Genomic DNA, 23,760 nt, shown 5'->3' with positions numbered 1-23,760 from the left:
GATGACATCTGCGAGGAGTGCCACGACGCCGTCCGGCTCTCCCCGGGCAGGGGTGACACTCCTCATTCTTCGGGTCATCCTCATAGCCGTACCACTGCTCGTGATCGTCGCCATATCCTGGGTCTTTCTCAGCGTGCACGCGCATCAACATGCACGCGAAGAAGCCGGGCTCGCCCACATGCGGCAGCAGGCGGAGCGAATCGGACAGGCATTGAGCAAGAATGCGGGAGACGGACATTTGTCGGCCCGCGAGATCGAAGAAGTCGTTGACCGGCAGTGGTGGCATGCCGAGGTGATTCCGGGGCATGCCAGGGTGGTCGTCCGCATCGACGACACCTCGGGGCTGGGAGACCGCTGCTTCACCTACGAGATTCCGCTGCCCTCTCGTGGCGCCTCGCGCGCGACAGAAGGAACGGTATGCCCAGAGGCGACTCCGCACATGAGAACGCGTCCGTGATCCCGGGGCTCACGACGCGGGCGTGCGGCGAAGGAAGCCCACAGAGCTGCGGACGCGCTTGGAGCCCGGCGGCCCCCGGGCCGACGCCGGGCTCGACGTCCCCCGTCGTGGCAGGACGACGGGGGAGATAGCCGTGTGCCGGAACGGACTGGCAACGGCGTTCCGGCACACGCCTGTTCCTCAATCTTCGCGGGGAGTGGGTCCTGATCGGGTCATGAGAATGTCTCAAGATCGGGACATTTCGCACCGTGCGACGGTGCAGAGCTTGGCGAGCATGCGCCGGGCGTCCTTGATCTGCTCGCGGTAGTCCGCCTTGGCGGGCCGGCCCCACTCCCCCGCCCGCGTGTAGAGGACCAGGGCGTCGGCGCGGCGGACGACCACGGCGCGCTCGCCGCCGATGGCCGGCTTGCCGCCCTGGTAGCTCTGGCCGGACACGGTCACGGCCTCGTCGCCCAGGGCCAGGGGCGCGACGGCGTAACGGTAGCCGCCGGTGCGGCAGGCCGTGGCGGCGGCGCGCAGGTCGCTCAGGGCCCGGCGCGCGGCGGCCTCGGAGGCGTACAGGACGACCTGCTCGGACTTGGAGTAGTCGGGGACGGCCGTGTAGACGATGGTTTTGGCCGCGGTACGCCCGGACTGACCCAGCTTGGGCCGCTCGCACGGGTCCACCACGAGGGGCGCGGTCTTCTTGCCGCTGACGCTCCAGCTCGTCTCGGGGTCGTCGTCCTTGATCGAGGCGGCCTTCTCGTACAGGAGGAACCCGTTGGGGATGGACACGGCGGCGGCTAACGCGAGGCTGATCAGCATGGTTCAAAATAGTACGAATGACTGACGAGGACATCCGGAGAACTCTCGGCCTGCTGGCGCAGGAGGACACGCTGCGCGCGTTCGCGTCGCTGGTGCTCGGCGTGGAGGGCGAGCTGCCGCCCCGGGCGCTCGAACGGCTCGCCGGCGGCGGGCTGGCCGCCCGCGGCGAGGACGGGACGTGGCGGGCCACCCCCGGGCGCTTCCGCGAGCTGCTGCGGCAGATCGCGGACCCGCCCGCGCCGGTGAGCGAGGAGGAGCGCCTGCTGCGGACGTTCCTCGTGGACGGCAGGCTGCGCACCATGCCGATGCGGCGCGAGAAGCGGCTGGTGGTGCTGCGCTACATCGCGCGGCTGTTCGAGCCGGGCGTGCGCTACGCCGAGAAGGACGTCAACGTGACGCTGCGCGCCTTCCACGACGACTACGCGGCGCTGCGCCGCTACCTGGTGGACGAGGGGTTGCTGTCGCGGGAGGGCAACGTGTACTGGCGCAGCGGCGGCCCCGTGGACGTCTGACCCGCCCTAAGCCCGCCGCGGCCCCGTGCACGTCTGACGCTCCGTAAGCCCGCCGCGGCCCCGTGCACGTCTGATCCCGGCCGGAGGGTGCCCCGCAAGGCCGCCGCGGCCCCGTGCGCGTCCGATCCGGACGGAGCGTCAGGGCTCGCGGATGTTGCGGGTCCAGGCGTCGATCTTGGCCTGCCAGGCGGCGTCGTCCTCCGGCCGTCCCGGCACGCCGGGCAGCGTCTGCCAGGGCAGGGGGCCGCCCTCGCGCCGGTACTCCACGCCGATCGCGTCCAGCCGGGGCAGGTGCGCCGCCATCCGCTCCCGGAAGTCCGGCAGGTCGCGCCCGGCGGGGCTCCAGACGGTCTCGGCGAAGGCGGCCAGCCGCGGGAAGGCCATGTAGTCCACGCGCCGGGGCGAGTCGATGAGCTCGGTCCAGACCGCGCACTGCGAGCCGAGCACCCGCGCCCCGGCCGGGTCGTCGCGCAGCGCCGCGGGCACCGGTTCGAAGGCGTGGACGTCCTCCAGCGTCAGCACCGTGCCGAACGGCGCGGGCTCCTCCGGCCCCGGGCCCTGGCGGTAGTCGAGGTAGACGGACGTGTCGGTGCAGGTGATCACGTCGTGGCCGCGGCGGGCGGCGGCGACCGCGCCGTGCTCGCCGCGCCAGGAGGCGACCACCGCGCCCGGCGGCAGGCCGCCCTCAAGGATCTCGTCCCAGCCGACGAGCCGCCGCCCGCGCCCGGCCAGGTGGTCGGCGAACTGGCGGATGAACCAGCTCTGCAGCTCGTCCTCGTCGCGCAGCCCCAGCTCGGCGACCCGGCGCCGCGCCGCGGGGCTGGCCCGCCACTGGTCCTTGCGGCACTCGTCGCCGCCCACGCACACGTACGGCCCCGGGAACAGCTCCACCACCTCGTCCAGGACGTTCCGGAAGAAGGCGATGGTGGAGTCCTCGACGTTGAGCACGTTGACCCCGATGCCCCAGGTCGTGCGCACCTCCAGCGGGACGTCGAGGTTGCCCAGCTCGGGGTAGGCGGCGATGGCGGCCTGGGTGTGGCCGGGCAGGTCGATCTCGGGCACGATCATGATGTGCCGGTCGGCGGCGTAGGCGACGATCTCGCGCAGGTCGTCCTGCGTGTAGTAGCCGCCGTGCGGGCGGCCGTCCATGGGGCCGTTCCAGCCGACCTGGCTCTCCCGGCGCCAGGCGCCCACCTCGGTGAGACGCGGGTAGCGCCGGATCTCCACCCGCCAGCCCTGGTCGTCGGTGAGGTGCAGGTGCAGCACGTTCAGCTTGTGCAGGGCCATCAGGTCGATGAAGCGCAGCACCTCGCGCTTGGGCAGGAAGTGGCGGGCCACGTCGAGCACGCAGCCGCGCCAGGCGAAGCGCGGCGCGTCCTCGACGAGGACGGCCGGCACCTCCAGCGGGGCGCCGCCGGAGGCGCCCGCTCTGCGGTAGGCGCGCGGCGGCAGGAGCTGCCGGAGCGTCTGCGCGCCGTAGAACGCCCCGGCCGGGCCGCCCGCCTCGACGCGGGCGCCGCCGGTGTCCACGGTGAGCCGGTACGCCTCGGGCGGCAGGTCGGCCAGGACCAGGCTGATCGTCCCCGACGGCCCCGCTCCGGAGACCGCCGGCCCGCCCGGGGCCGCCGGACCGCCCGGCAGGAGCTCGCCGCCGGTCACCGGGGCGAGCTCGGACCGCAGCCAGGAGGCCACCCCGCCGAGCGCCGGGTCGGCGGCGAGCGCGGTGTCGCGGTCGAGGAGCCATCGGCCGAGGCGGGGCTCGTACCGGACGGGCTTGGGAACGATCATGTGCTCTCTTTCTCCTAGGAGGACGCCTGGTCGCAGGTGATGGCGGCGTCGGCGAAGTCGACGTGGTCGGAGGTGGCGTTGTCGCCGCCGTTGGTGGCGACCAGGCGCACGAACCGGGCGCCGCTCACGGAGGCGGTGACCTTCTTGCCGGGTTGCGCGCCGGTCAGCACGCCGGTGTACGCGACCCGGCGGCCGTCGGCCCACACCTCGAACCCGGCCGAGCCGGCCGGGCCCACCTCGTCGTCGATCCCGGCGGTGAACTCCACGCCCCGGCACCGGCCGGCCGTGTAGAACTCGATGTCGGCGGGCGCGTGCGCGCCGAGGCCCTTGGCGTACCGGACGCCCTCGATCGTGAGGGGCCGCCCGTCGCCCGCCGCCTTGTCGCCGTTGCTGGTGTCGCGCTCGACGGGGCCGAAGTAGTTCTTGGCGGAGGTCCACGGCAGGTCGCTGAGGTACGTGCGGCCCGCGCCCGGCGCCTGGGCGACGGCCACGACGGCCGTGCCGGTGGCCGTCCCGCCCGTGAAGGCGGCCGTGGTGGTCAGGTCGTACGCGCGCGGCTCCGTCCCGGCGGGCGGGGTGAGCGCCCAGGTGACCGTGAACGTCTCCCCCGCGTCCAGCCGGGAGCGGGTCGCGGGGGTGCGCGCCTCGGCCGTCCACCCGTCGGGCACGGCGAGCGTGACGCGCAGGTCGCGGGCCCGGGCGGTGGCGCCGGAGTTGACGACCCGGGTGATGACGTCGCGCTGCCTGCCGGGTTCGAGCGTGCCGGGCCGGTCGTCGCCGAGGAAGGCCGGCGGGTCGGTCTCCACGGTGAGCAGCGGCGGGGCCTGCTCGCGGCTCGGGCCGACGCGGTACATCACCGCGCCGTGGGCGGGCACGTGGGCGGACAGCTCGCCGGTGGTGGTGGCGACCTGCCCGCTCCACAGCTCCTCGGCGCGGTAGCGGCCGGCGGGCAGCCGGTACGAGATCGTGGTCGCCCGGTTGCTCTCGTTGAACAGCACGACCGCCTGGTCGCCCCCGTCGAGGGGTTTGACGAGGACGTGGTACCAGCCGTCGCTGCGGACGAGCCGGGCGGGCACGCCGAGCCTGTCCTGGTCGACGGCGATCACCTTGGGGTTGGCGACGACCGCCTTGGGGGCGGCGGCCGGGTCGGCCTGGAGGACGAGCGGGGCGGCGCCCACGGCCCACAGCGTGACCTGGGTGCGGTACTCCGCCTCGGTCATGCCGCCGCGGCCCGCCTGGATGAGGTCGGGGTCGGCCCAGTTGCCGGGGCCGGCGTACTGGACGCGGAGCTGGTTGGTCTCCCAGACGTCCACCATGGAGGCGTAGGCGTCGGGCAGGGGCCGGTTGTAGACGTTGGTCCGCCAGGTGACCGCCCCGGAGTCCTTCGCCCACAGCCACGGGACGGTGCTGCCGTCCTCGTTGTTCATGGCGAAGGCGACGGAGTCGCCGAGGGCCTGGCGCATGCGCGGGTAGAGCGTCTGGGCGATCTGCTGGACGTTCTGGCCGGGGAAGTCCGCGGTGGGGATGTTGCACCAGTCGTACTTGACGTGGTCGACGCCCCAGCTCCGGACCAGCTCGGCGTCGGCGGCCTCGTTGCGGTAGGAGCCGGGGCCGCCGCCCGAGCACGCCTTGGTGCCGGCCGACAGGCTGAGGCCGAGCCTGAGCCCGAGGCCGTGGAGGTGGTCGGCCAGGGCCTTGATCCCGCCGGGGAAGCGGGCCGGGTCGGGGGCGAGGGCGCCGGCCGCGCGTTGCGGGGCGAGCCAGCAGTCGTCGATCAGGACGAGGCGGTAGCCGAGGGGCGCGAGGGCGGCGAGCCCGGCGGCGGCCTGCCGTACCGACGTCTCGGACACCGTCCAGCCCAGCGAGCGGCTGCTCCAGCCCATCGGGGGGCCGCCGGCCGGCGCCGCGGCGGCGCCCGGCGACGGCGGGAGGGCCAGCGTGAGGAGGGCCGCCGCGGCGGCGGCCGTGAGCTTGCGCATGGGGTTCCCGTCAGACCTGGTTGAGCCGGGGGGTGCCGGGCTCGATGACGAAGGAGCCGGAGGTGTAGGCCGGGGCGTACGGCTCGGTGACGCGCGACAGCGACCGGAAGTCGACGGTCATCTCGCGCTCGGTGAGCTTGGCGCGGACGTAGCCGCGACGGCCGTTGAAGAACTTCACGTGCGGGTTCTCGGCCAGCAGGACCCCGGTGTTGGGGTACTCGTCCAGGCCGTCGCCGGCGCTGGTCACCGACGTGGTGACCAGCTCGACGGCGACGGACTTCGACTCGGGGTCCTGGTAGCTGCGCTTGACCTCGCCGGCCCAGTGGGAGTGGACGTCACCGGTGAGGACGACGGCGTTGCGCTTCGTGGCCTCGATGGCGGCGGTCAGCCGGTCGCGGGAGGCGACGTAGCCGTCCCAGCCCTCGTTGGAGTAGCCCTTGCCCTCGCCGTTGGTCCAGTCCATCTCCATCATGAACACCTGCTGGCCGAGCAGGTCCCAGGTGGCGGCGGAGTCCTTGAGCCGGCTCTCCAGCCACGCCTCCTGCTCCTGGCCGAGGATCGTCCGGTTGGGCGCCAGGCGCTCGGCGCAGTCGGCGCCGACCGTGCCGCTCCTGCCGGTGCAGGCGTACAGGTCGCGGTACTGCCGGGTGTCGAGCAGGTGCAGGTTGGCGACGGCGCCCCAGCGCAGCGTGCGGTGCAGCCGCAGCGACGAGCCCTGCGGCCGCTGGGCGCGGCGCAGCGGCATGTTCTCGTAGTACGCCTGGAAGGCGTCGGCGCGGCGCCTGAGGAAGGGCGGGTCGGGCTGCTCGGGCACGTCGCCGGCCCAGGCGTTCTCGATGTCGTGGTCGTCCCAGACCACGGCCCAGGGCGCGACCGCGTGGGCGAGCTGGAGCTCGGGGTCGGCCTTGTGCTGGGCGTGGCGTAACCGGTAGCCGGCCAGGTCGAGGCACTCGCCACCGGCCTGGTCGCGCACCGGGTACTTGTAGTCGCCGTACTCGTAGATGTAGTCGCCGAGGAAGGCGATCAGGTCGGGCTCGTCCTCGGCCATCCGCCGGTACGCGGTGAACCACCCGGTCTGGTAGTCGGCGCACGAGGTGAACGACAGGTTGAGCGCCCGGCTGCGGATGCCCGAGGCGGGGGCGGTGACGGTGCGGCCCACGGGCGAGATCTCGCCCTCGGCCCGGAAGCGGTAGAAGTACTCGGCGCCCGGCTGGAGGCCGCCGGGCTCGGCGTGGACGCTGTGGGCCTCCTCCGGCCGGGCCGTCTCGACGCCCTGCCGGACGACGTGGCGGAAGTTCTCGTCCCTGGCGAGCTGCCATTGGACGGCGACGGGCCGCGACGGCATGCCGCCGAGGCCGTCGGCGGCCAGCGGGTCGGGGGCCAGGCGGGTCCACAGGACCACGCCGTCGGGGACCGGCTCGCCGGAGGCGACGCCGAGCCGGAACGGGTCGGACAGGGGGGCGCGGCGGAGGGCGCGGGTGGAGGCGCTGGTGGCCGTCGCCTGCGCGGGCGGGACGCCCAGCGCGGCGGCGGCGCCCAGGCCGGCGCCCCCGGCGAGAAACGCACGCCGGGTGATCATAGGTGGGGGGCTCCCTACTTGCCGGTGGTTATTTGATGGTGGCGTTGCCCTCGGTGACCGCCTGGTCGGCGGCCTGCTTCGGGGTGAGCCGGCCGAGGTACATCTCGTTGAAGATCTGGTTGAGCTTGGGCTCGAACCCGGTGAAGCCGGTGGTCACCGGCAGGGGGAACGTGGTGCCCTCGGCCTCCTTGACGAAGGGGGTCACGTCGAGCTTGGCGGTCTTCGCCCAGTGGTCGACGTAGCCCTGGGCCAGCCCGTTCAGCGCGGGGAAGGCGTAGCCCTCGTCGGCCATGAGCTTCTGCGGCTCCTCGGTGCCGAGGTAGACGGCCAGCTTCTGCGCCTGCTCGGGGTGCTTGCTCTTGGCGTAGACTGCCTCGGCCAGGCCGTTGAGGTTGACCGAGCGCCCGGCCGGGCCCTCGGGCATGGGCGCGACGCCCACCTCGAACGCGGCGTCGGGCACCACGAACGGCAGCAGCGCGTTGTTGGCGGGGAACATCGCCACCTCGCCGGCCTTGAACATGTCGGTGGCCTTGCCGGTGGGCGGGTTGGTGCGGGTGGCGGGCGGCGAGACGTGGTGCTTGTTGACCAGGTCCACGCCGAACTGCAGCGCCTGCACGCTCGCGTCGTCGTTGAAGGTGTAGGTGCCGAACGGCTGGTCGAGCAGCTTGCCGCCGTTGCTGCTGACCCAGTTCATCCACTGGGTCTGGTAGTGGTTCCAGGACAGGAAGCCGTACGTCTTGATCTTCGCGGGGTCGAAGCCGGGGTCGCCGGGGTGCTTGCCGGCCGCGTCGGCGGTGAGCTTGCGCGCGGTCTCCAGGAACGTGCCGGACCCGTCGGGCTTCCAGGTCAGCGTGTCGGGCATCTCGACGCCGGCCTTCTTGAACAGGTCCTTGTTGTAGAGCAGGCCGACGACGCCCCAGTCCTTGGGCATGCCGTACTGCTTGCCCTGGTAGGTGAAGGCCTCCGCCACGGTCTTGTGGTACTTCGCGGTGTCCACCGGGACGGGGCTGAGCACGCCCTTGGTGACGTACTCGGGGAACTGGGTGGGCGTCATCCAGAAGACGTCGGGCGCGGTGCCGGCCACGGCGTCGGCCGTGAGCTTGGTCCAGTACTGGTCGTAGGGCAGCAGCTCGATCTGCACGTCGATCGCCGGGTTGGCCTTCTCGAAGGCGGCCATGACCTTCTCGTAGCCGGCCTTCTGCTGCTCGTCCCACAGGCGGTAGGTCAGGGTGACCTTCCCTCCCGGGGCGCCGTCCGAGCCGCCGGAGCCGCAGGCGGACAGGGTGAGCACGGCGGCGCCGGCGAGGGACGCGGCCCAGCGAATTCGGGGGGTGAGCATGATTCGCTGACCTCTCTCACTTGAGGCCGGTGAGGACCACCGACCGGACGATGTACTTCTGGAAGAAGATGAAGATCGCCACCATCGGCGCGAGGGCGATCAGGCCGCCGGCCATCATGAGGCCGCGGTCGACGCCGATGCCGACCTTGAGCGCGGAGATGGCGACGGTGACGACCTTGGTCTCGTCGCCGCTGGTGATGATCAGCGGCCAGAGGAAGCTGTTCCAGGACGAGATCACGGTGATGATGGCCAGCGTGCCGATGGCCGGCCGGCACAGCGGGAGCAGGATCCGGAACAGGACGGTCAGGGGTCCCGCGCCGTCGATGCGCGCCGCCTCCTCCAGGCCGCCGGGCAGGCTCTTGAAGAACTGCCGCATCAGGAAGATGCCGTACGGGGTGCCGAGGATGTACGGGGCGAGCAGGCCGTACCAGGTGTTGACGGCTCCCAGTTCGCGCATGATGAGGAACAGCGGGATGACGGTGACGGCGCTGGGCACCATCATCGTGGCCACGTACAGCCAGAACAGCACGTCGCGGCCCCGGAAGCGGAGCCGGGCGAAGGCGTAGGCGGCGAACGTCGTGAAGACGAGCTGCCCCAGCGTGAGCAGGACCGTCATCACGACCGTGTTGAGCAGGAAGCGCGGGAAGTCGCCGCCGAGGATCTCGGCCAGGTTCGCCGTGGACGGCGGCAGGCCGGGCAGCCACGGCTCGGTGGTGCTGAGCTGGCGCCGCGTCTTGAACGCCGTCAGCACGACCAGCAGGTACGGGAAGACGGACACGAACGCGCCGGCCGCGAGCGCGGCGTACAGCGCCGTCCGCCTGAACGGAGTCGTCACCGGTGCTCCCTCAGCTCAGGTCGTAGGTGGTGCGGCGGCCGAAGAACCTGACCTGTGCCAGCGTCACCAGGAGGATGACGGCGAACAGCAGCATCGACAGGGTCGAGGCGTAGCCGAAGTCGAACTCGCGGAACGCGGTGCCGAAGATCCGGAAGTTGAGCACGTCGGTGCTCTTGCTCGGACCGCCGTCGGTCATCACGAAGATGGTGTCGAACACCTGGAAGGCGCCGATCAGGTTGGTCACCGTGACGAAGAACATCGTGGGGTTGAGCAGGGGTAACGTGATCTTCCAGAACCGCTGGGCGGGGGTGGCGCCGTCGGTGGAGGCCGCGTCGTACAGCTCCTTGGGGATGCCCTGGAGGCCGGCCAGGAAGAACAGCATGGTGTAGCCGGTGTGCTGCCAGACGTTGACCAGCGCCACGGCGGGCAGCGCCCAGGCGGGGTCCGACAGCCAGTCCGGGCCGGTCACGCCGATCAGGTCCAGCGCGCGGTTGAGCGCGCCGTCCCGCGGGTCGAAGATCCAGTCCCAGACGAGGCCCATGACGATGGGGGTGGCCATCCAGGGGATCACGAACAGCGACCGCAGGATCCGGACGCCCTTGATCCGCCGGTCGAGCATCAGGGCCAGCGCCAGGGCGAGGACGGTCTGCAGCGGGATGCACAGCAGGACGTACAGGACGGTGACCCCGAGCGAGTGCCACGCCTCGCCGTCGCCCGCCAGCCGCGCGTAGTTCTCCAGCCCGACGAAGACGGGCGGCGACAGCAGCTCCCAGCGGAACAGGCTGAGCGCGAACACGATGACGACGGGCAGCAGGAGGAAGGCGACGACGCCGAGCAGGCTGGGCCCGACGAACAGGTAGGCGTACCAGTCGCCGAGCCGGCGACCGCCCCTCACGACGGGTCCGTCCGGGTGGGCGTCAGCAGGCGGCGGGTGGTCTCCAGGCCCCAGGCGTCGAGGGCGGCGACCGGGTCGCTGGAGCCGCGCAGGCCGCCGCTCCCCTCGACGTGCGCGGCCCACTGCTCGCGGGCCTCGACCTCGGGGCGGACGATGAGGCAGTCGGGGTCGTTGACCCACCACCGCGCGTGCAGGAACTCGCGGGCCGCGCCGGTCAGGCGGGCGCCGAGCTGCGACGGCTGGCTGATGTCGCCCGAGCGCGGGTGGAGCGTGGGGGCGATGTCCGGGCTGACGCGCATGATGTCGACCAGGCCGATGCTGGGCAGCATCGGCGCGCCGCAGCCGTGCAGCGTGGCGTCCGGCCCGGCGCCCTCGCGCACCAGCTCCAGGCCGCGCCGGTACGCGGCGACGGGGTCGAGGTCCTCGTGCCGCCGGCCCGCCAGCGCCCCCGCGTACAGGTAGTCGAGCTTGAAGTGGGTGATGCCGAGCGCGGCGAAGGCGCGGAAGACGCCCACGAGGTGGGCGGCGGCGTCGGGGTGGGTCACGTCGAGGACGGCGAGGTCCTGGTCCCACATGCGGCCGGCGTGGGCGCCGCCCACCATCCAGTCGGGGTGCTCCCGGTACAGGCGGCTCTGGTGGCCGGCCAGGAAGGGGGCGGTCCAGATGCCGGCCCGCCGGCCCGTCCCGGTGACGGCGCCGACGGCCCGCTCCAGCGAGCCGAACCCGGGCCGGGGGTCCAGCCAGTCGCCGATGCCGGCCTCGTAGCCGTCGTCGACGAGGATCATGTCCGCCGTCAGCCCGTGGCGCTCCAGCAGGCGGAGGTTGTCGAGGACGTCGGTCTCGGTGACCTTGTCCCAGTAGCCGTACCAGGTGCACCACATGGGCGGCACCGCGGGGAAGGCTTCCGGGACGTGTCCCGCCGCCGTGGTGGTGGCCCAGTCGCGCAGGGCCGTGTCCAGGTCGGCGGCGCGCGTGTGGCGTACCGGGCCGTCGGCCGAGACGACGAGCCGGTCGCCCTCGGGGCGGGCCCGGATGGAGGGGACCTCCAGCGGGCCGGGCGCGGACCAGACCTCGACCGGCCCGTCGCCCGGGTCGATCGCCAGCAGGCCCTCCCCCTGGAAGACGCCGTCGGGGGCGGGCGTCTCCGGGCGGTAGCAGATCGTCTGGACGTTGCGGTCCGCCGGGCGCGGCGGGGTCTCGCCGAGCCGGTAGGAACCGGTGGGGCTCCACGACTGCCAGCCGTGTTCGAAGACCCGGCCCCGCTCCGGATCGCACCTGATCTCGCCGACCTCCGCGAACGGCATCCGACCCTCATCTCTCTCACACTTACGAAGGAGCGCTTCATTAGTAGCACTGCGTGATCGGCAGGGTCAATGCCCGATATTGCACGATATGGCCGCCCACTACGTGGGGTGCTCCGGTGGTGAACGCTGGCATAATGGCCAGTTACAGAGGAGACCTACATTAGGAGCGGCGATGGCGAACGTCCGCGGCGGCGACCTGTCGCGGCTCAGGCAGCTCAACGCGCTGGCCGCGATCAGGGCGCTGCGCGAGGCCGGGCCGCTCACCCTGACCGCGCTGGCCGAGCGGACGGGCCTGTCGCGGCCGTCCACCAAGGAGGTCGTGGACGAGCTGGCCGGGCTGGGCTGGGTGGAGGAGGTGCCGCCGAGCCCCGGCACCATGGGCCGGCCGGCCCGCCGCTACCGCTTCCGCGCCGACTGCGGGCACCTCGTGGGAGTCGACATAGGAGGGCACAACATCCGGGCCGCGCTCTCCGACCTGGACGGCGAGATCCTCGCCGAGACCCGCCAGCCCGTACGCCCCGACGACCCGCTGGAGGAGCGGCTGGCCGCGATCGAGCGCGCGGTGTCCGGCTGCCTGGCGCTCAGCGGCCGGGCCGTGTCCGACCTGTGGCTCGTGGCGGCCGGCACCACCGGCGTCGTCTCGCCCGAGGGCCGCGTGCAGTTTTCGGCCGCGATCCCCGCCTGGAGCGGCCTGGACCTGGCGGGCGAGCTGGCGCGCATGTTCCCGTGCGAGGTGCTGGTGGAGAACGACAGCCGACTGGCCGCCCTCGCCGAGGCCCGCCGCGGCGCCGCCCTGGGGGCGCGCGACGTGGTGTTCCTGCACGTGGGACGGCGCATGGGCACCGGCCTCATCATCGACGGGAAGGTCCACCGGGGGTTCGGCGCGGCGGCCGGGGAGATCGTCATGCTGCCGGAGGCCCGCTGGTACGACGCCCCCGACCACCTCAACGCCTGCGCGGTCGTCCCGCCCGGCACGCCCGAGGAGGACGCGGCCGGCTTCACGCTGGCGGCGGCCCGCGACGGCGACCCGGCGGCCCTGGCGGCCGTCGGCCGGTACGTGGACGACCTGGCCGTGGGCACGGCCGCGATGGTGCTGCTGCTCGACCCGCAGGTCGTGGTGCTCGGCGGCGGCTTCTCCCGCTCGGCCGACGTGCTGCTCGGGCCGCTGCGCGAGCGGCTGGAGCGGGCGTGCCTGCGCATGCCCGAGGTGCGGGCGTCGGCGCTGGGCGACGAGTGCGTGGTGATGGGGGCCATCGACTACGCGGTGGACCACCTCGACCGCCACCTGTTCACGCCGGACGCCGGCCCCTCGCTGCCCCTCCCCCAGCCGGCGGGCCGCTGACCGGGCCTGATCGGCGCATCCGATACGGTCGAAGGGCATCGGACCGGACCGGATCCGCCACCGTGTGGCGCCGTCAGCAGCAGGAGGTCGCGTCATGGCCGACGCCATCACCGTGAGCGTTCTCGGCACCGGGATCATGGGCGCCGCCATGGCCCGCAACCTCGCCCGGGCGGGCCACCGGGTCCGCGTCTGGAACCGGACGCGCGCCAAGGCCGAGCCCCTGGCCGCCGAGGGCGCCCACGTCGCCGGCACCCCGGCCGAGGCGGTGGAGGGCGCCGACGTCGTGCTCACCATCCTGTACGACGGCCCGGCGACGCTCGACGCGATGCGCCAGGCGGCGCCGTCCCTGCGTCCCGGCATGGCGTGGGCGCAGTCCACGACCGCCGGGGTCGAGGCCGTCGGCGAGCTGGCCGCCTTCGCCGACGAGCAGGGGCTGGCGTTCTTCGACGCGCCGGTGCTCGGCACCAAGCAGCCGGCCGAGGCCGGGCAGCTCGTCGTGCTGGCGGCGGGTCCCGCCGAGGCACGCGACGCCGTGCGGCCGGTCTTCGAGGCCGTCGGCAGCCGTACGGTCTGGACCGGCGAGGACGGCGCGCGGGCGAGCGCGACGCGCCTCAAGCTGGTCGTCAACAGCTGGGTCCTGGCCGTCACCCACGGCACGGCCGAGGCGCTGTCCCTCGCCAAGGCCCTGGGGGTGGATCCTCAGGGCCTGCTGGACGCGGTCGAGGGCGGGCCGCTCGACATGGGCTACCTGCGCGCCAAGTCCGCGCTCATCCTGAACGGCGACCTCAGCTCGCCCAGCTTCGCCGTCTCCACGGCGGAGAAGGACGCCCGGCTGATCGTCCAGGCCGGCGAGGGGGCCGGGGTCCGGCTCGACGTGGCGGCGGCGGGCGCCGAGCGCTTCCGCCGGGCCGCCGCCCAGGGCCACGGCGGCGACGACATGGCCGCCTCCTACTACGCCAGCTTCGACGACTCCGCCTCTTGAGGGCGCCCGGGGGCCTTATGCCGGTTACGGCATCCTTCCGAGGCCGCGCGCCAGCACGGACGCCGTCGCGGAGACCACGCCGTTGTCCATCGTGGCGTCCGGGTCGGTGCGGTTGGTGTAGACGGCGATGACGATCGGCGCGCCGGTGGGCGGCCAGGCGACCGCGATGTCGCTGCCGGGCGCGTACGCTCCGGCGCCGCCCCCGGTCTTGTCGCCGACCGTCCAGTCGGCCGGAAGCCCGGCGCGGATGCGCTTGGTCCCGGTGACGCTGGCGCGCAGCCAGCCGTTCAGCCGGTCGCGGTCCTCGGCCTTCAGGGCGCCGCCCAGGGTGATCTTCTGGAGGTTCCGGGCCATGAGCGCGGGCATGATCGTGTCGCGCCGCTCGCCCGGCTTCCAGTCGTTGAGCTCGGGCTCCCAGCGGTCCAGCCGGCCGATCGGGTCGCCGAGGGAGCGGTAGTAGCGGGTCAGGCCGGCGGGTCCGCCGATCTGCTTGAGCAAAAGGTTGCCGGCCGTGTTGTCGCTGACCGTGATGGCCGCGTGGCACAGCCGCTCGACGGTCATGCCGTTGTCGATGTTCTCCTGCAGGCCGGTGATCGGCGAGTCGACGACGACGTCGTCCTTCGTCCACCGCAGGGTCCGCTCCAGCAGGCCCGGGTCGGTCCGGCGCGCCTTGTCGAGGATCGCGCCGCACACGATCGCCTTGAACGTGGAACGGCTGGGGAACCGCTCGTGCGCCCGGTAGGCGAGGGTCTTCCCGGTGCCCGTGTCGATGGCGAACGCGCCGATGCGCCCGTGGTAGGCGGTCTCCAGCTCGCGCAGCCGCCGGGCGACGTCGCCTGCCGTGACGCCGGGCGGCTGCGCGGCCACGGCGGCGACCGCGGGGGGTCCCGCGCTGACGACCGCCCCGGCGAAGACCGTGGAGATCGCCAGAAGCGGCGCTCCCAGCCTCGTCAGGACTTTCCGTAGGGGGTGGACATGTCGCATGCGGGTGCTCCCTTGGTCGCTCGTTGCGATCTCCGTGCGCAGAAGAGCAGACCAGAGAGCCGATCAATCTGTCCAATACCGATATGGGCCGGCTTCTCATACGGAAACGGATATGGGAGCGCCGGATGGCATGCTGGAGGCCCCCTGACGACCACGTGGAGATCAGCCATGACGCACCCTCCCGGCACGCAGCCCGCCGCCCGGCGCACCCCGCTCAGCGCGGAGGAGAGGACCCGGGCCGAGGCGAACTTCGTCCCTCTCGTCGCCGAGCACCTGAGGTCCGGGGGCCGGTTCCGGGTGAGCGCCGACACGCCGGAGATGACGGAGGTGTTCCAGGGCGTGGCCCGCAGGGTGGGCGACCTGCTAGGGCGTCCCGTGGTCAGCTACGCCAACGGCCGGTACATCGTGATCACCTTCGGCGAGGAGCCGGAGACATCCGGTGGCGCCACGCGTGGATCAAGGCCACCGTCCCTCCATAACCGAGTCAGCGAAGATCCGCCCCGCGACGCCGGATGACGCGGCCACGCCGGCGCGACTGAACGACGCCGGTCTCGTGCACATACGGCATCGGCCGGCACGGCCGCTGGAGCGAGCGACCCGGGACAGCGAAAAACCCCAGCTCCCGGCTTCCGCCGTGAGCTGGGGCTTCGTCCGCTGTGCCGTCAGCGTGGTGGACGATACTGGGAATGTGCCATCTGGGAGCAAACGTCCCAGGTAGACAGCCCATTGGGGCCTCCTGAAGTCAGCACATAGTCAGCACGCCGCGCGATCTTCAACGGGCGTGATGGCCTCCTGGTAGGCCGTTTCCATGACCTCAAGGGCGCGATCCCATGCCTCCTCCAGTAGGTGGGCGTAGGTCTTGTAGGTCTCGTTGATGTCCTTGTGGCCGAGCCAGTGGGACAGGTCCGTGATCGGGATGCCCTGGGAGAGTTGCATGGAGGCGTAGGCGTGGCGGAGGCCGTGGATGGTGAAGTCCTCGGGCATGCCCGCCGCCTTCAGGGCTGCCTTGAACTTGACCCGGAACACCTCGTGGTTGACGTACGGGTTCTTGCGGCCCTGGAAGAGGTAGCCGTCTGGGTTGGTGCCGTGCGTGTCGAGGTGTGCGGTGGTGACGGCGTTGACGAAGGGCGGGAGGGGAGCGTCTCGGTATTCGCCTTCCTCGCGGTGTTTGAGCGGGCCGAGGCCGTGTTTCTGGGTGACCTGCTGGGAGATCCTGATCCTCCGGCCGCCGAAGAGGAGGCAGTCTTCGTTGAAGGCGAGTGCTTCGCCGATGCGTAGGCCGCATCCGGCCATGAGCCAGATGGCCGCCGCCCAGTCTGCTGGCATGGCGTCGGCGAGCGTGGCGATCTGCGCCCAGGTGGGGACGTAGAAGTCCTTCTTCCCGACCGCTGAGGGGAGTTCGATCTCTGTGCATGGGGAGTCGGTGAGCAGCTTGTCTCGCACTGCTTCATCAAGCACGGAGTTGAGTACGGCGTAGCAGCCGTTGATCGTGCTGGCGGCGTAGCCGTCGTTCCGCATCTTGGCGATGAGGTCTTTGACGTGCTGGCGCTTGATGGCGCTGAGCTTGAGGTGGCCGAGGGCGGGTTTGATGTGGTTGCGGAGGTAGGAGCGGTAGCGCTCCAAGGTGTTGGGCTTGAGTACGCGTCCGGCGAGCCATTTGTCGGCGTAGTCGGAGAAGACGACCTTCCCGGCTTTGGGGTCGATGACGCGGCGTAAGCCGCTGACCTTGTCGGACTTGATTTCCAGGATGAACGCTTCGGCGTCCTTGCGCATGTGGTGGGGGTAGGACTGCTCTTGTTGTTTGGCGTCGCGCCCGCCGAGGCGGTAGCGGACCACCCAGGAGTGTCCGCACTTGTTCCAGGATCGTTCGGCGCTCTTGCGGTCGTCGGCCTTACGGAGGTCGAGTGTGCGCCCGGCTTTGGTGTCGGCGCACTCGCATTTCTTGATCAGGCTGGCCACGTTAGTTAGTTCCCTCGTCTTCCTTGGATTGGGCCATGTACTCGGTGAGAACCTGTTCAGCCTTGGGGGTCCACTTTCCGCCCGGCATGCCCGGCGTGGGGGCGCTGATCATGCCCCGTTCCCTTGCGAGGCGGATCCAGTTCTCGGCAGTCCGCCGGTCGGCTCCGGTCGCTTGCGCCAGTGCGTTGACGGGGCTCTTGGAGCGCAGGGCCTGGATTGCGTAGGCGAAGGCGACCATCACGTAGAACAGATCCGGTCGTCCTCGGCTGCCGGGTCGGGGATCTTCCTCGACCATTCGCCTGATCTCTCGTGTGGCGGCGTGCAGGACGAAGTTGTGACGCTGCTGGTTGGTCGCCTGGGCCTTCTTACGGGCTTCGATGACGTTCGCGAGAGGGATCGCGCGCAGCGTGCTTGTGGTGATCCCGCGCGCCAGTTCTGCGGGGTCTGCGTCCGGCCTGGGCCTGATGGACAACTCCATGGGGCCTCCCTGTGATGCGTCGTCGGTCCAGGCGTAGGTGACGAGCCAGGGGCCAACCTCGGTGGTGGCCTGGCCGTGCTGTGCCTGGGGTTCGTCAGTGTGGTCTGTCATGCGTATCAATCTACGGATAAGCAGTTGATCTGACAAGTCACCTATATAGGTATATTGACAAGCTACCCATGTATTGCCAGTCTGTCGTGTGCCCGCCGCGCCGGGCCGGGAAGCGCCGCCAGGCCACGCCCGGTCCGGGCGGTCACGGGCATGCCCTTGAGAACTGCACAGCGGACACGATGCGAGGCGCACGAGCCTCGGGCCACGCGCGCCTGGCGCATGCGAGAGGAGAGCGATTGGCCAGCGGAGGAAGCAACCGACTGATGAGCGTGGAGGAGGTGGCCGCCTACTTGGGCGTGCCCAAGAGCACGGTCTATGACCGATGGAAGCCTTGGGGTCTGAAGGGCCAAAAGTTCGGCCGGAACCTGAGATTCCGGAGGCGGGACGTGGAGACGTGGCTGGACAAGCACACCGTCTGAAGAAAATTCAATGCATGACCATCAAGGAGGCACGAATGAACAACACGTTTGAGACCGTCGAGGAATTCGACATTGAGTTCATCAACGGGGAACTGACGTACGCGGGAGGCCCTTTGCTGATCGAGGCAGACACCCAGATGGAGATCCGCCTGATCTGTGATGGAAACACTTTTGCTGAGATCGTGAAGGCCCTGCTGCCCTTTCGGGACCAAGGGCAGGCGTTCATGGATTGGCAGACGAAAGAGGCTGCCGACAGCGACGCGATCGACATGGTTTTCCGAATTTTTGACGACGGGTACGCCTCCGGTAGTGGAGAGGCGCACACTGGCACACCCCACGCTGATGGGGAGTTGCTGTGAAATCTGCACGGCACCCTCGCTATATGCCTCAGTGGTGGAAGCTTCGACGGCGGACGGCGCAAGAGGCCGCGCAGGCTCTTATGCTCGATCCGGCCTTCCGGATGTGGTTGATCGCGGTGGGGCGGGCCTACCAGGGCGGGCATGCCAACTTCGAGGCCGAGGAGCTTCGCACGCTGGTGCCCAAAATGAATCGGAGCACAGGGGAGACCTCCCTCTACTCGGATCGGCAGATTGGGCGACTGATCAAGGATCTGATTGAGGCGGGGATTCTCGCCCCGGCGTCCAACCGGCGATGCCTGGTGATTCCGTTCACGCTTCTGAATGCCGACATTCAGTATTCGCCAGTGCCCTGCCCGGAGCATGGTCACGACTTGTCATGGACGCCAGACGGCTGGATTGACCCTGTTGCGTTGGTTGACGGGCTGGGCGTAGCGGCGACCATGCGCAAGGCCGGATAACGCATTTCCGGTCCCCTGGAGGGTCGGCATGGACAGCATTTGTCCATCGGTATCACCGTGGCCTGGGAGAATGCGGGACTCACTCTTATAAGAAGTAGTTGACCGCGGCGAGGAGGAACGACGAGCGAACATAGGTAGGGCCAGCCTCCTAAAGGGCTGGCCCTATCTGTTGTTCATTGTTTAAGTTGTGGGGCCTGGAGGCCCTAGCCGGAAGGCCCAACTAGTTACCACAAGGCAGCCTTTGGGGCTGCCATGGATTGATAGTTAATTATATGATTGGAGGGCCGTTGGCCCTGGCTAACAAGATTTGCAATGAGAGTGGTTGTCATCAGATCGCCGTACGCGGCGAAGGTAAGTGCTCCGCCCACCGCCGCAAGCCGTGGGCAGTCACGTCCAAGAGGAATCTGTCTCGGCCGAAGGATTGGAACCGCCGCCGCAGGGCGGTTCTCAAGCGTGATGCTGGAGTTTGTTACTTGTGTGGTTTGGCCGGTGCGAATGAGGTGGATCACGTCACCGCCGTAGCCGACAACGGCGGTTGGGACTACGGCAACCTTCGTAGTGCCCATCGGGCGTGCCACGCGGCTAAGTCGTCGCGTGATCGCGCTCGGCGGTAATGGGGAGAGATATGGCCCGGCATCGCAGGATCGGCGATTACGTCACTCAGGTGTTCCGCTGTGGGCACTGCAGTCAGCGGGTGCAGGAGACGCGACAGCTTGGCTCCGGCCGCCGAGGCCCGTGGCGTCGGTACTGCTCGGTTGAGTGTCGTCAGGCCGCTAAGCGTGTACGAGATCGTGAGCAAGCGCGGGAGCGCTATCGCCTCGCCGAAGGCTTATGCCTGACGTGCGGCACAAGGATTGAAGACGAGAGGTTCCATCCGTACTGCTCGCTACGTTGTGATGATGTCCTTTGGGAGATACGAACTCTAGTGAGGTGAGGTTTCTCGCACAAATAAAAACTTCCCCCTCTAATACAGAGTAGGGAGAGATACCTCGGCTCTCCTCATCCATGCATAGGCTGTTGAAGGCCCTCGGTGACCTCGTGCCGAGGGCCTTCTTCATGCCCACATCACACAGTTTGGAGAACGCCACTGATGATTACCCATGCTCACCTTGAGACCATGAGCGCTCTGGATATCCTCGCCGCCTGGCGAGACGGCGACTTGGACCCCGCCATCCGCATCGTGTCCGTGATCGGCGACCTGGACAACCCTCGATCGCTCACCTACGCGTGGCAGGCAGCGCCGGACCATGACGAGCTGCGCATGCGCACGTGGTAAGCCCCGACAGGGAAAACGCGATTGACCATCGAAGGGAGTAGCCGAAATGGATGACTCGCCTAGCAATTCCGCTGAAGCCATCATCGACACCGAAATGGATCAGGTGGCCGAAGCGCCCCCAGAAGGCGCTCAGTTCGATTCTGAGGCCGATAAATGGAAGAGCCTGAGTCGGACCAACGAAGCTCGCTGGAAGGCCGCCAGCGCCGAACTGGAGGCCGCAACGGCCAAGAGTACGGAACTGGAACAGGCCATGACCGTGATGCAGCAAGAGCATGCTCTGAAGCTGGCCGAGATTCATCTCCAGCATGCCGCCCAACAGCGCGGCATGGAGCTGGCCCCAGACGCGATGTCCAAGCTCAACATGTCCGCCTTCCTCACTGGGGAAGGAACGGCCGACCTTGACGCGATCGCAGAGTTTGTTACTTCGTTCGGTTCTGTGACCAAGAAGCCCGCGTATCCCCAGGATGTGGGCATCGGCCCTCAAAGCTCAGGCGCACCCGCCCAGCGTGGCGTGTCGCTGGACGCGCGAGCACGCCGCTAAGCCCAATTGAAAGGATTTCTCTTTGGCAATTACCCCGATCCCCGCATACGCGCATGCAGGCACGCATGCGTTTGTTCCCACCGAGTGGAGCAGCGAGCTTCTCACCCAGTTTGATCCGCTGCTTGTGTGGGCTTCGCCTCTGGTCGTGAACACCGACTACGAGGGCGACATCACCGCCCAGGGTGACCGGATGGTGGTCAACGGCCTCATCCGGCCCAACGTGGGCAAGTACAACGACGTGGCCGGAATGACGATCGAAGACCTGAAGACCGTTGAGCAGTACCTTGACATCACCGAGGCCGATTACGTGGCCTTCTACGTGCGCAACATCGAGACGGTTCAGGTAGCCGGCGCTTTGGCGGCGCCGGCCACTTTGGAATCCATCCGCGCTCTCGCGACCTCTACCGACACGTTCGTTGGCGCGACCATCGCAGCGTCTGCGTCCAGCTTGCCGCAGGTCAATGTGAGCGGTCTGCCCACGAGCGTGGCCAAGGGTGAGGCGCTGCTGGAAGCCATCTTCGACATGATGGAGAAGCTCGACGGCAGTGACGTGCCCGCAGGCCGCTATGTCGTTGTCTCGCCCACGGCCAAGCGCTACCTGATGCGTGCCCCCGACGTGGCCAACGCTGCCGCCCTTGGTGAAGCTGGGGCCACGGCCAACGGCGTGATTGCCCACCTGGCCGGGTTCACGCTGCTGTCCACCACGGCCATGCCAACCGGCGTGGACATCCTGGCCGGGCACAAGGCGTTCACCACGTACGCCAGCCAGTTCACTGACTTCCGGAGCCAGCCGGTAGAGAAGTACCGGCGCGACCAGATTGACGCTCTGCACCTGTACGGGGCACGGGTCTTGTCCTTCCCTGGCGGCAAGCAGCCCACCGCACCCAACGTCGCCGTGCAGAATTCCGAAGGCCTCGTGAAGGCCGCTGTGAAGTGGACTGCCTAAGTTAATCCTTGCGATGCAAGAATCCCCGAGCCCAATGGAAGGGTTCGGGGATTTTCTTGTTTGCCGGGCTGGGGAGTTTTGTAAATTCTTCCACCCTCAGGGCGGGCAATGCTCCAGGTCGGAGCATGTTTGTCGCCTTCCCGGAAAAGTCCCAGACTCGTACTTGGTCGGAGGAACCACCCCCTGTCGGGGTCCACGGCCTCAACGAAAGTGCATTACCCCAGGGTGTGGGCAACGAACTAACAAACACCGATTTTCCAGCGGTTTCGTAGTTTTCTGTTGACAGACAAAACTCGAATGGCTAGCTTTCTCGGCGCTGGCTCCGATGCAACCGAGTTAACGAACAAACTCGGGACGGAGAAACCAGCGTCAGACATAGACCAGCCCCAGAGCGCAAGGATTGGCGTCTCAACCGCTCTGGGGCCGACAAGGGAAGGCTATCAAGCCATGCAGAGCAATGCTCCTGTTATCTCCAACGAGGCGTTCCACGGGCTCTTCGGTCGTATCACCGATGCACTCGACCCCTTCACCGAAGGGTCCAAGGTCGGCGTCATGGTCTCCCTCATGTCGGCCTACAGCGCCTACATCGGCTATGGGCCGACCGTGGAGACGGGCAAGGGTTCCTCCCCGCTGGCCTTGTGGGGCGTGCTGGTCGGGCGTAGTGGTGTCGGGAGGAAAGGCACGGCAACCGGCATCGCCAGGCGCGTGGTGGAAGCGGCGTTCGCATCCTTCGCAGAGGAGAGTGTGGTGGAAGGGCTTCCGGCCACGGGCCTGGGGTTCATCGCCGAACTCGCCGAACGGGCAGAGGGCACGCTGGCCAACCCGGTCTGGTTCATCGAGGAGGAGGGAGACGCGCTGCTGTCCAACGCGCGCCGGGATGCCAAAGTGGGCGTCTACCTCCGCAAGGCGTTCGACGCCCAGACCATCGCGCACAAGACCAAGATGGATGACCTGAGGGTGAGGCGTCCCCACCTGGGCCTCACGATGCACGTGCAGCCCCGCAACTGGGCTGCGGTCGCCGGTGGGAAGGACGCGACAGGGGGCACGTGGAACCGTCTCCTGCCGGTGTGGGTGCAGCAGTCCAAGACGCTGCCCGTGTTCGAGTCGTCCGACGCTCACGAGGCCATCCGGCAGGCTGCCCGTGCCCTGAGGCAGGCTGGCGACTTCGCCCGACAGGTGGACACGGTGACCGTGCCGGGGCACGTGGCCCGCGTGTTCGAGGCCAAGCACCGGCCCATCGTGGAAGCCATGATCTCAACCGAGGCCATGAGCCAGTACGCCGAACGGGCCATGGCCTACATGATTCGGCTGGCCGGATTGTTCGCCCTGTCGGAGCGGCGAGACGAGATCAGCGAGCGCGACTTTGATGCCTCCCTTGCGCTGGTCTGCTACTCCATCGAAACCATCGCCTACGTGCTCCCCGAAGCTGAAGCTTCGGAGGAGGCAAGCTTGGCCGTGAAGGTCGAGAACTTCGTGAGGGAAGCCGGAGACGCTGGCCGCACGGCCACCGAAATCTATCGAGCCCTGAACATCAAGGCGGCCGACCTTAGGGAGATCGTGGCGCAGCTTGACACGATCGAGGTGGTCAAGGGGCACAGTGCCAAGGGCACCGGGGGCCGTCCGAGCATGCGCTACATCTACGTTGAGTCAGCGATCGCCGAAGAAACGAACGAACTCGACCTGGAGGTGACTCCGGAGATTGTTACGGAGGAATCTGCCGAGTCGGACGCTGAGGAGGAGACGGCTCCTGAGGAGACTCCCGCGTTCTTGCCCTACCTGAGCGCAGACGAGTGGGACGAGATCGACGCCGCACAAAGCGTCACGCCTGAGCCTGAGCCGATGGAGCAGGCCGCCGAAGAGCCCGCCGTCTCGGAGGGGGCCGTGAGGGCCTTCCTGTCCTCTCCTGCTGGAGCGGAGATGCTTCAGGAGATCCTCAAGGGCATGATGGCTGGCCAGGCCGCTGCCAGCGTGCCCCAGGAGGACAAGGCGGCCAAGGTCAAGACGCCGCGCAGGAGCCGTGCCAAGAGCGACGCTGCGACGCTCTTCCCGACGCCTGAGGTAGCTGCCTAACTATCGGCCAGAACAGGCCCCGGGCTTTCGGGCTGGGGCCTGTTCGTTGGTACGTCATCCCGGAGACTGGTACGTGAACTGGCAGACGTACGCGGCCATCGGCCGGACGCGAGAGCCTGGCGGCGAATGCTTCCAGGTGGGCCGTTGTTGGGGCCGTCAGGCTGAACGATGTAGGTCTCAGCCCACCTCAAGATCTGGTAGCCGCGGCTTCTGTGCGGGTGGGACTCCATCCGAGAGGGTTGCCTGTCTGCAAGGGCATCACCTCCCAGGACGTTATGAAGTTGAGGGGCGTACTCCTCCAGCGAATGCGCGCTAGGCGAACTAGGATCTGGTAGCTGTGACT

The 23,760-nt window shown here is 69.1% G+C and carries 24 protein-coding genes; 13 read left to right on the top strand and 11 right to left on the bottom strand.

Annotated elements, in window-relative coordinates:
• Positions 1 to 52: 52 nt before the first annotated feature.
• Positions 53 to 457 carry a hypothetical protein gene (locus tag HD595_RS33085; protein ID WP_253775913.1) on the top strand — a complete coding sequence of 135 codons (405 nt, stop codon included), beginning with the start codon at positions 53 to 55 and terminating at the stop codon, positions 455 to 457.
• 225 nt (positions 458 to 682) lie between these two features.
• Here the strand turns inward: HD595_RS33085 and HD595_RS33080 are convergent, their stop codons facing one another.
• A complete protein-coding gene (locus tag HD595_RS33080) occupies positions 683 to 1,261 on the bottom strand; it encodes a hypothetical protein (protein WP_253775911.1) in 579 nt (192 codons plus the stop codon).
• A 17-nt stretch (positions 1,262 to 1,278) separates the two neighbouring features.
• Here HD595_RS33080 and HD595_RS33075 point away from each other — a divergent pair, with 17 nt between their 5' ends.
• A complete protein-coding gene (locus HD595_RS33075; protein ID WP_253775909.1) occupies positions 1,279 to 1,773 on the top strand; it encodes a DUF2087 domain-containing protein in 495 nt (164 codons plus the stop codon).
• A 138-nt stretch (positions 1,774 to 1,911) separates the two neighbouring features.
• On the opposite strand, the gene HD595_RS33070 is transcribed toward HD595_RS33075, so the two are convergent.
• The 7 genes from HD595_RS33070 to HD595_RS33040 are packed head-to-tail and all read right to left on the bottom strand — an operon-like array spanning position 1,912 to position 11,492.
• A complete protein-coding gene (locus HD595_RS33070) occupies positions 1,912 to 3,561 on the bottom strand; it encodes a beta-N-acetylhexosaminidase (RefSeq protein ID WP_253775907.1) in 1,650 nt (549 codons plus the stop codon).
• A 14-nt stretch (positions 3,562 to 3,575) separates the two neighbouring features.
• Positions 3,576 to 5,540, bottom strand: coding sequence for an NPCBM/NEW2 domain-containing protein (locus HD595_RS33065; protein WP_253775905.1), 1,965 nt, complete (start codon positions 5,538 to 5,540; stop codon positions 3,576 to 3,578).
• A 10-nt stretch (positions 5,541 to 5,550) separates the two neighbouring features.
• Positions 5,551 to 7,119, bottom strand: a complete 1,569-nt coding sequence (locus HD595_RS33060; protein ID WP_253775903.1) for an alkaline phosphatase D family protein — start codon at positions 7,117 to 7,119, stop codon at positions 5,551 to 5,553.
• Between the two features lie 28 nt (positions 7,120 to 7,147).
• Positions 7,148 to 8,458, bottom strand: coding sequence for an ABC transporter substrate-binding protein (locus tag HD595_RS33055; RefSeq protein ID WP_253775901.1), 1,311 nt, complete (start codon positions 8,456 to 8,458; stop codon positions 7,148 to 7,150).
• A 16-nt stretch (positions 8,459 to 8,474) separates the two neighbouring features.
• Positions 8,475 to 9,293, bottom strand: a complete 819-nt coding sequence (locus HD595_RS33050) for a carbohydrate ABC transporter permease (RefSeq protein ID WP_253775899.1) — start codon at positions 9,291 to 9,293, stop codon at positions 8,475 to 8,477.
• A 10-nt stretch (positions 9,294 to 9,303) separates the two neighbouring features.
• Positions 9,304 to 10,188 (bottom strand): carbohydrate ABC transporter permease, encoded by an 885-nt coding sequence (locus HD595_RS33045; protein ID WP_253775897.1) that lies wholly within the window; start codon positions 10,186 to 10,188, stop codon positions 9,304 to 9,306.
• Positions 10,185 to 11,492: a glycoside hydrolase family 36 protein gene (locus HD595_RS33040; protein WP_253775887.1), complete on the bottom strand. Its 1,308-nt coding sequence runs from the start codon at positions 11,490 to 11,492 to the stop codon at positions 10,185 to 10,187. Before HD595_RS33040 ends, HD595_RS33045 begins: the two co-directional genes overlap by 4 nt.
• A 172-nt stretch (positions 11,493 to 11,664) precedes the next feature.
• Here HD595_RS33040 and HD595_RS33035 point away from each other — a divergent pair, with 172 nt between their 5' ends.
• Positions 11,665 to 12,834, top strand: coding sequence for an ROK family transcriptional regulator (locus tag HD595_RS33035; RefSeq protein ID WP_253775885.1), 1,170 nt, complete (start codon positions 11,665 to 11,667; stop codon positions 12,832 to 12,834).
• Between the two features lie 94 nt (positions 12,835 to 12,928).
• Positions 12,929 to 13,816, top strand: coding sequence for an NAD(P)-dependent oxidoreductase (locus HD595_RS33030; RefSeq protein WP_253775883.1), 888 nt, complete (start codon positions 12,929 to 12,931; stop codon positions 13,814 to 13,816).
• A 24-nt stretch (positions 13,817 to 13,840) separates the two neighbouring features.
• Here HD595_RS33030 and bla read toward each other — a convergent pair whose 3' ends face one another.
• A complete protein-coding gene (bla, locus tag HD595_RS33025; protein WP_253775881.1) occupies positions 13,841 to 14,800 on the bottom strand; it encodes a class A beta-lactamase in 960 nt (319 codons plus the stop codon).
• Between the two features lie 168 nt (positions 14,801 to 14,968).
• On the opposite strand from bla, the gene HD595_RS33020 reads away from it, so the two are divergent.
• On the top strand, positions 14,969 to 15,316 hold the full coding sequence (locus tag HD595_RS33020; RefSeq protein WP_253775879.1) for a hypothetical protein: 348 nt from the start codon (positions 14,969 to 14,971) through the stop codon (positions 15,314 to 15,316).
• A 237-nt stretch (positions 15,317 to 15,553) separates the two neighbouring features.
• On the opposite strand, the gene HD595_RS33015 is transcribed toward HD595_RS33020, so the two are convergent.
• Both HD595_RS33015 and HD595_RS33010 read right to left on the bottom strand, forming a co-directional pair.
• Positions 15,554 to 16,759: a tyrosine-type recombinase/integrase gene (locus tag HD595_RS33015; RefSeq protein WP_253775877.1), complete on the bottom strand. Its 1,206-nt coding sequence runs from the start codon at positions 16,757 to 16,759 to the stop codon at positions 15,554 to 15,556.
• Between the two features lies 1 nt (position 16,760).
• A complete protein-coding gene (locus HD595_RS33010; RefSeq protein ID WP_253775875.1) occupies positions 16,761 to 17,348 on the bottom strand; it encodes a hypothetical protein in 588 nt (195 codons plus the stop codon).
• Between the two features lie 68 nt (positions 17,349 to 17,416).
• Between HD595_RS33010 and HD595_RS46970 the strand changes: the two genes are divergently transcribed.
• The 8 genes from HD595_RS46970 (at position 17,417) to HD595_RS32975 (ending at position 23,417) form a co-directional block, all read left to right on the top strand.
• Positions 17,417 to 17,767, top strand: coding sequence for a helix-turn-helix domain-containing protein (locus tag HD595_RS46970; RefSeq protein ID WP_308211289.1), 351 nt, complete (start codon positions 17,417 to 17,419; stop codon positions 17,765 to 17,767).
• 14 nt (positions 17,768 to 17,781) lie between these two features.
• A complete protein-coding gene (locus HD595_RS33000; RefSeq protein ID WP_253775871.1) occupies positions 17,782 to 18,126 on the top strand; it encodes a hypothetical protein in 345 nt (114 codons plus the stop codon).
• 23 nt (positions 18,127 to 18,149) lie between these two features.
• Positions 18,150 to 18,584: a hypothetical protein gene (locus tag HD595_RS32995; RefSeq protein WP_253775869.1), complete on the top strand. Its 435-nt coding sequence runs from the start codon at positions 18,150 to 18,152 to the stop codon at positions 18,582 to 18,584.
• A gap of 272 nt (positions 18,585 to 18,856) precedes the next feature.
• Positions 18,857 to 19,198, top strand: coding sequence for an HNH endonuclease (locus tag HD595_RS47310; RefSeq protein ID WP_420540728.1), 342 nt, complete (start codon positions 18,857 to 18,859; stop codon positions 19,196 to 19,198).
• A 503-nt stretch (positions 19,199 to 19,701) separates the two neighbouring features.
• Positions 19,702 to 19,860, top strand: coding sequence for a hypothetical protein (locus tag HD595_RS32990; RefSeq protein WP_253775867.1), 159 nt, complete (start codon positions 19,702 to 19,704; stop codon positions 19,858 to 19,860).
• Between the two features lie 46 nt (positions 19,861 to 19,906).
• Positions 19,907 to 20,401 carry a hypothetical protein gene (locus tag HD595_RS32985; protein ID WP_253775865.1) on the top strand — a complete coding sequence of 165 codons (495 nt, stop codon included), beginning with the start codon at positions 19,907 to 19,909 and terminating at the stop codon, positions 20,399 to 20,401.
• A gap of 145 nt (positions 20,402 to 20,546) precedes the next feature.
• A complete protein-coding gene (locus HD595_RS32980; RefSeq protein WP_253775863.1) occupies positions 20,547 to 21,347 on the top strand; it encodes a hypothetical protein in 801 nt (266 codons plus the stop codon).
• A gap of 447 nt (positions 21,348 to 21,794) precedes the next feature.
• Positions 21,795 to 23,417: a YfjI family protein gene (locus HD595_RS32975; RefSeq protein ID WP_253775861.1), complete on the top strand. Its 1,623-nt coding sequence runs from the start codon at positions 21,795 to 21,797 to the stop codon at positions 23,415 to 23,417.
• Positions 23,418 to 23,760: the final 343 nt, after the last annotated feature.

Source organism: Nonomuraea roseoviolacea subsp. carminata, from assembly GCF_024172185.1.
Taxonomy (GTDB): domain Bacteria; phylum Actinomycetota; class Actinomycetes; order Streptosporangiales; family Streptosporangiaceae; genus Nonomuraea; species Nonomuraea roseoviolacea.
This window is presented reverse-complemented; position numbering and strand designations above follow the sequence as displayed.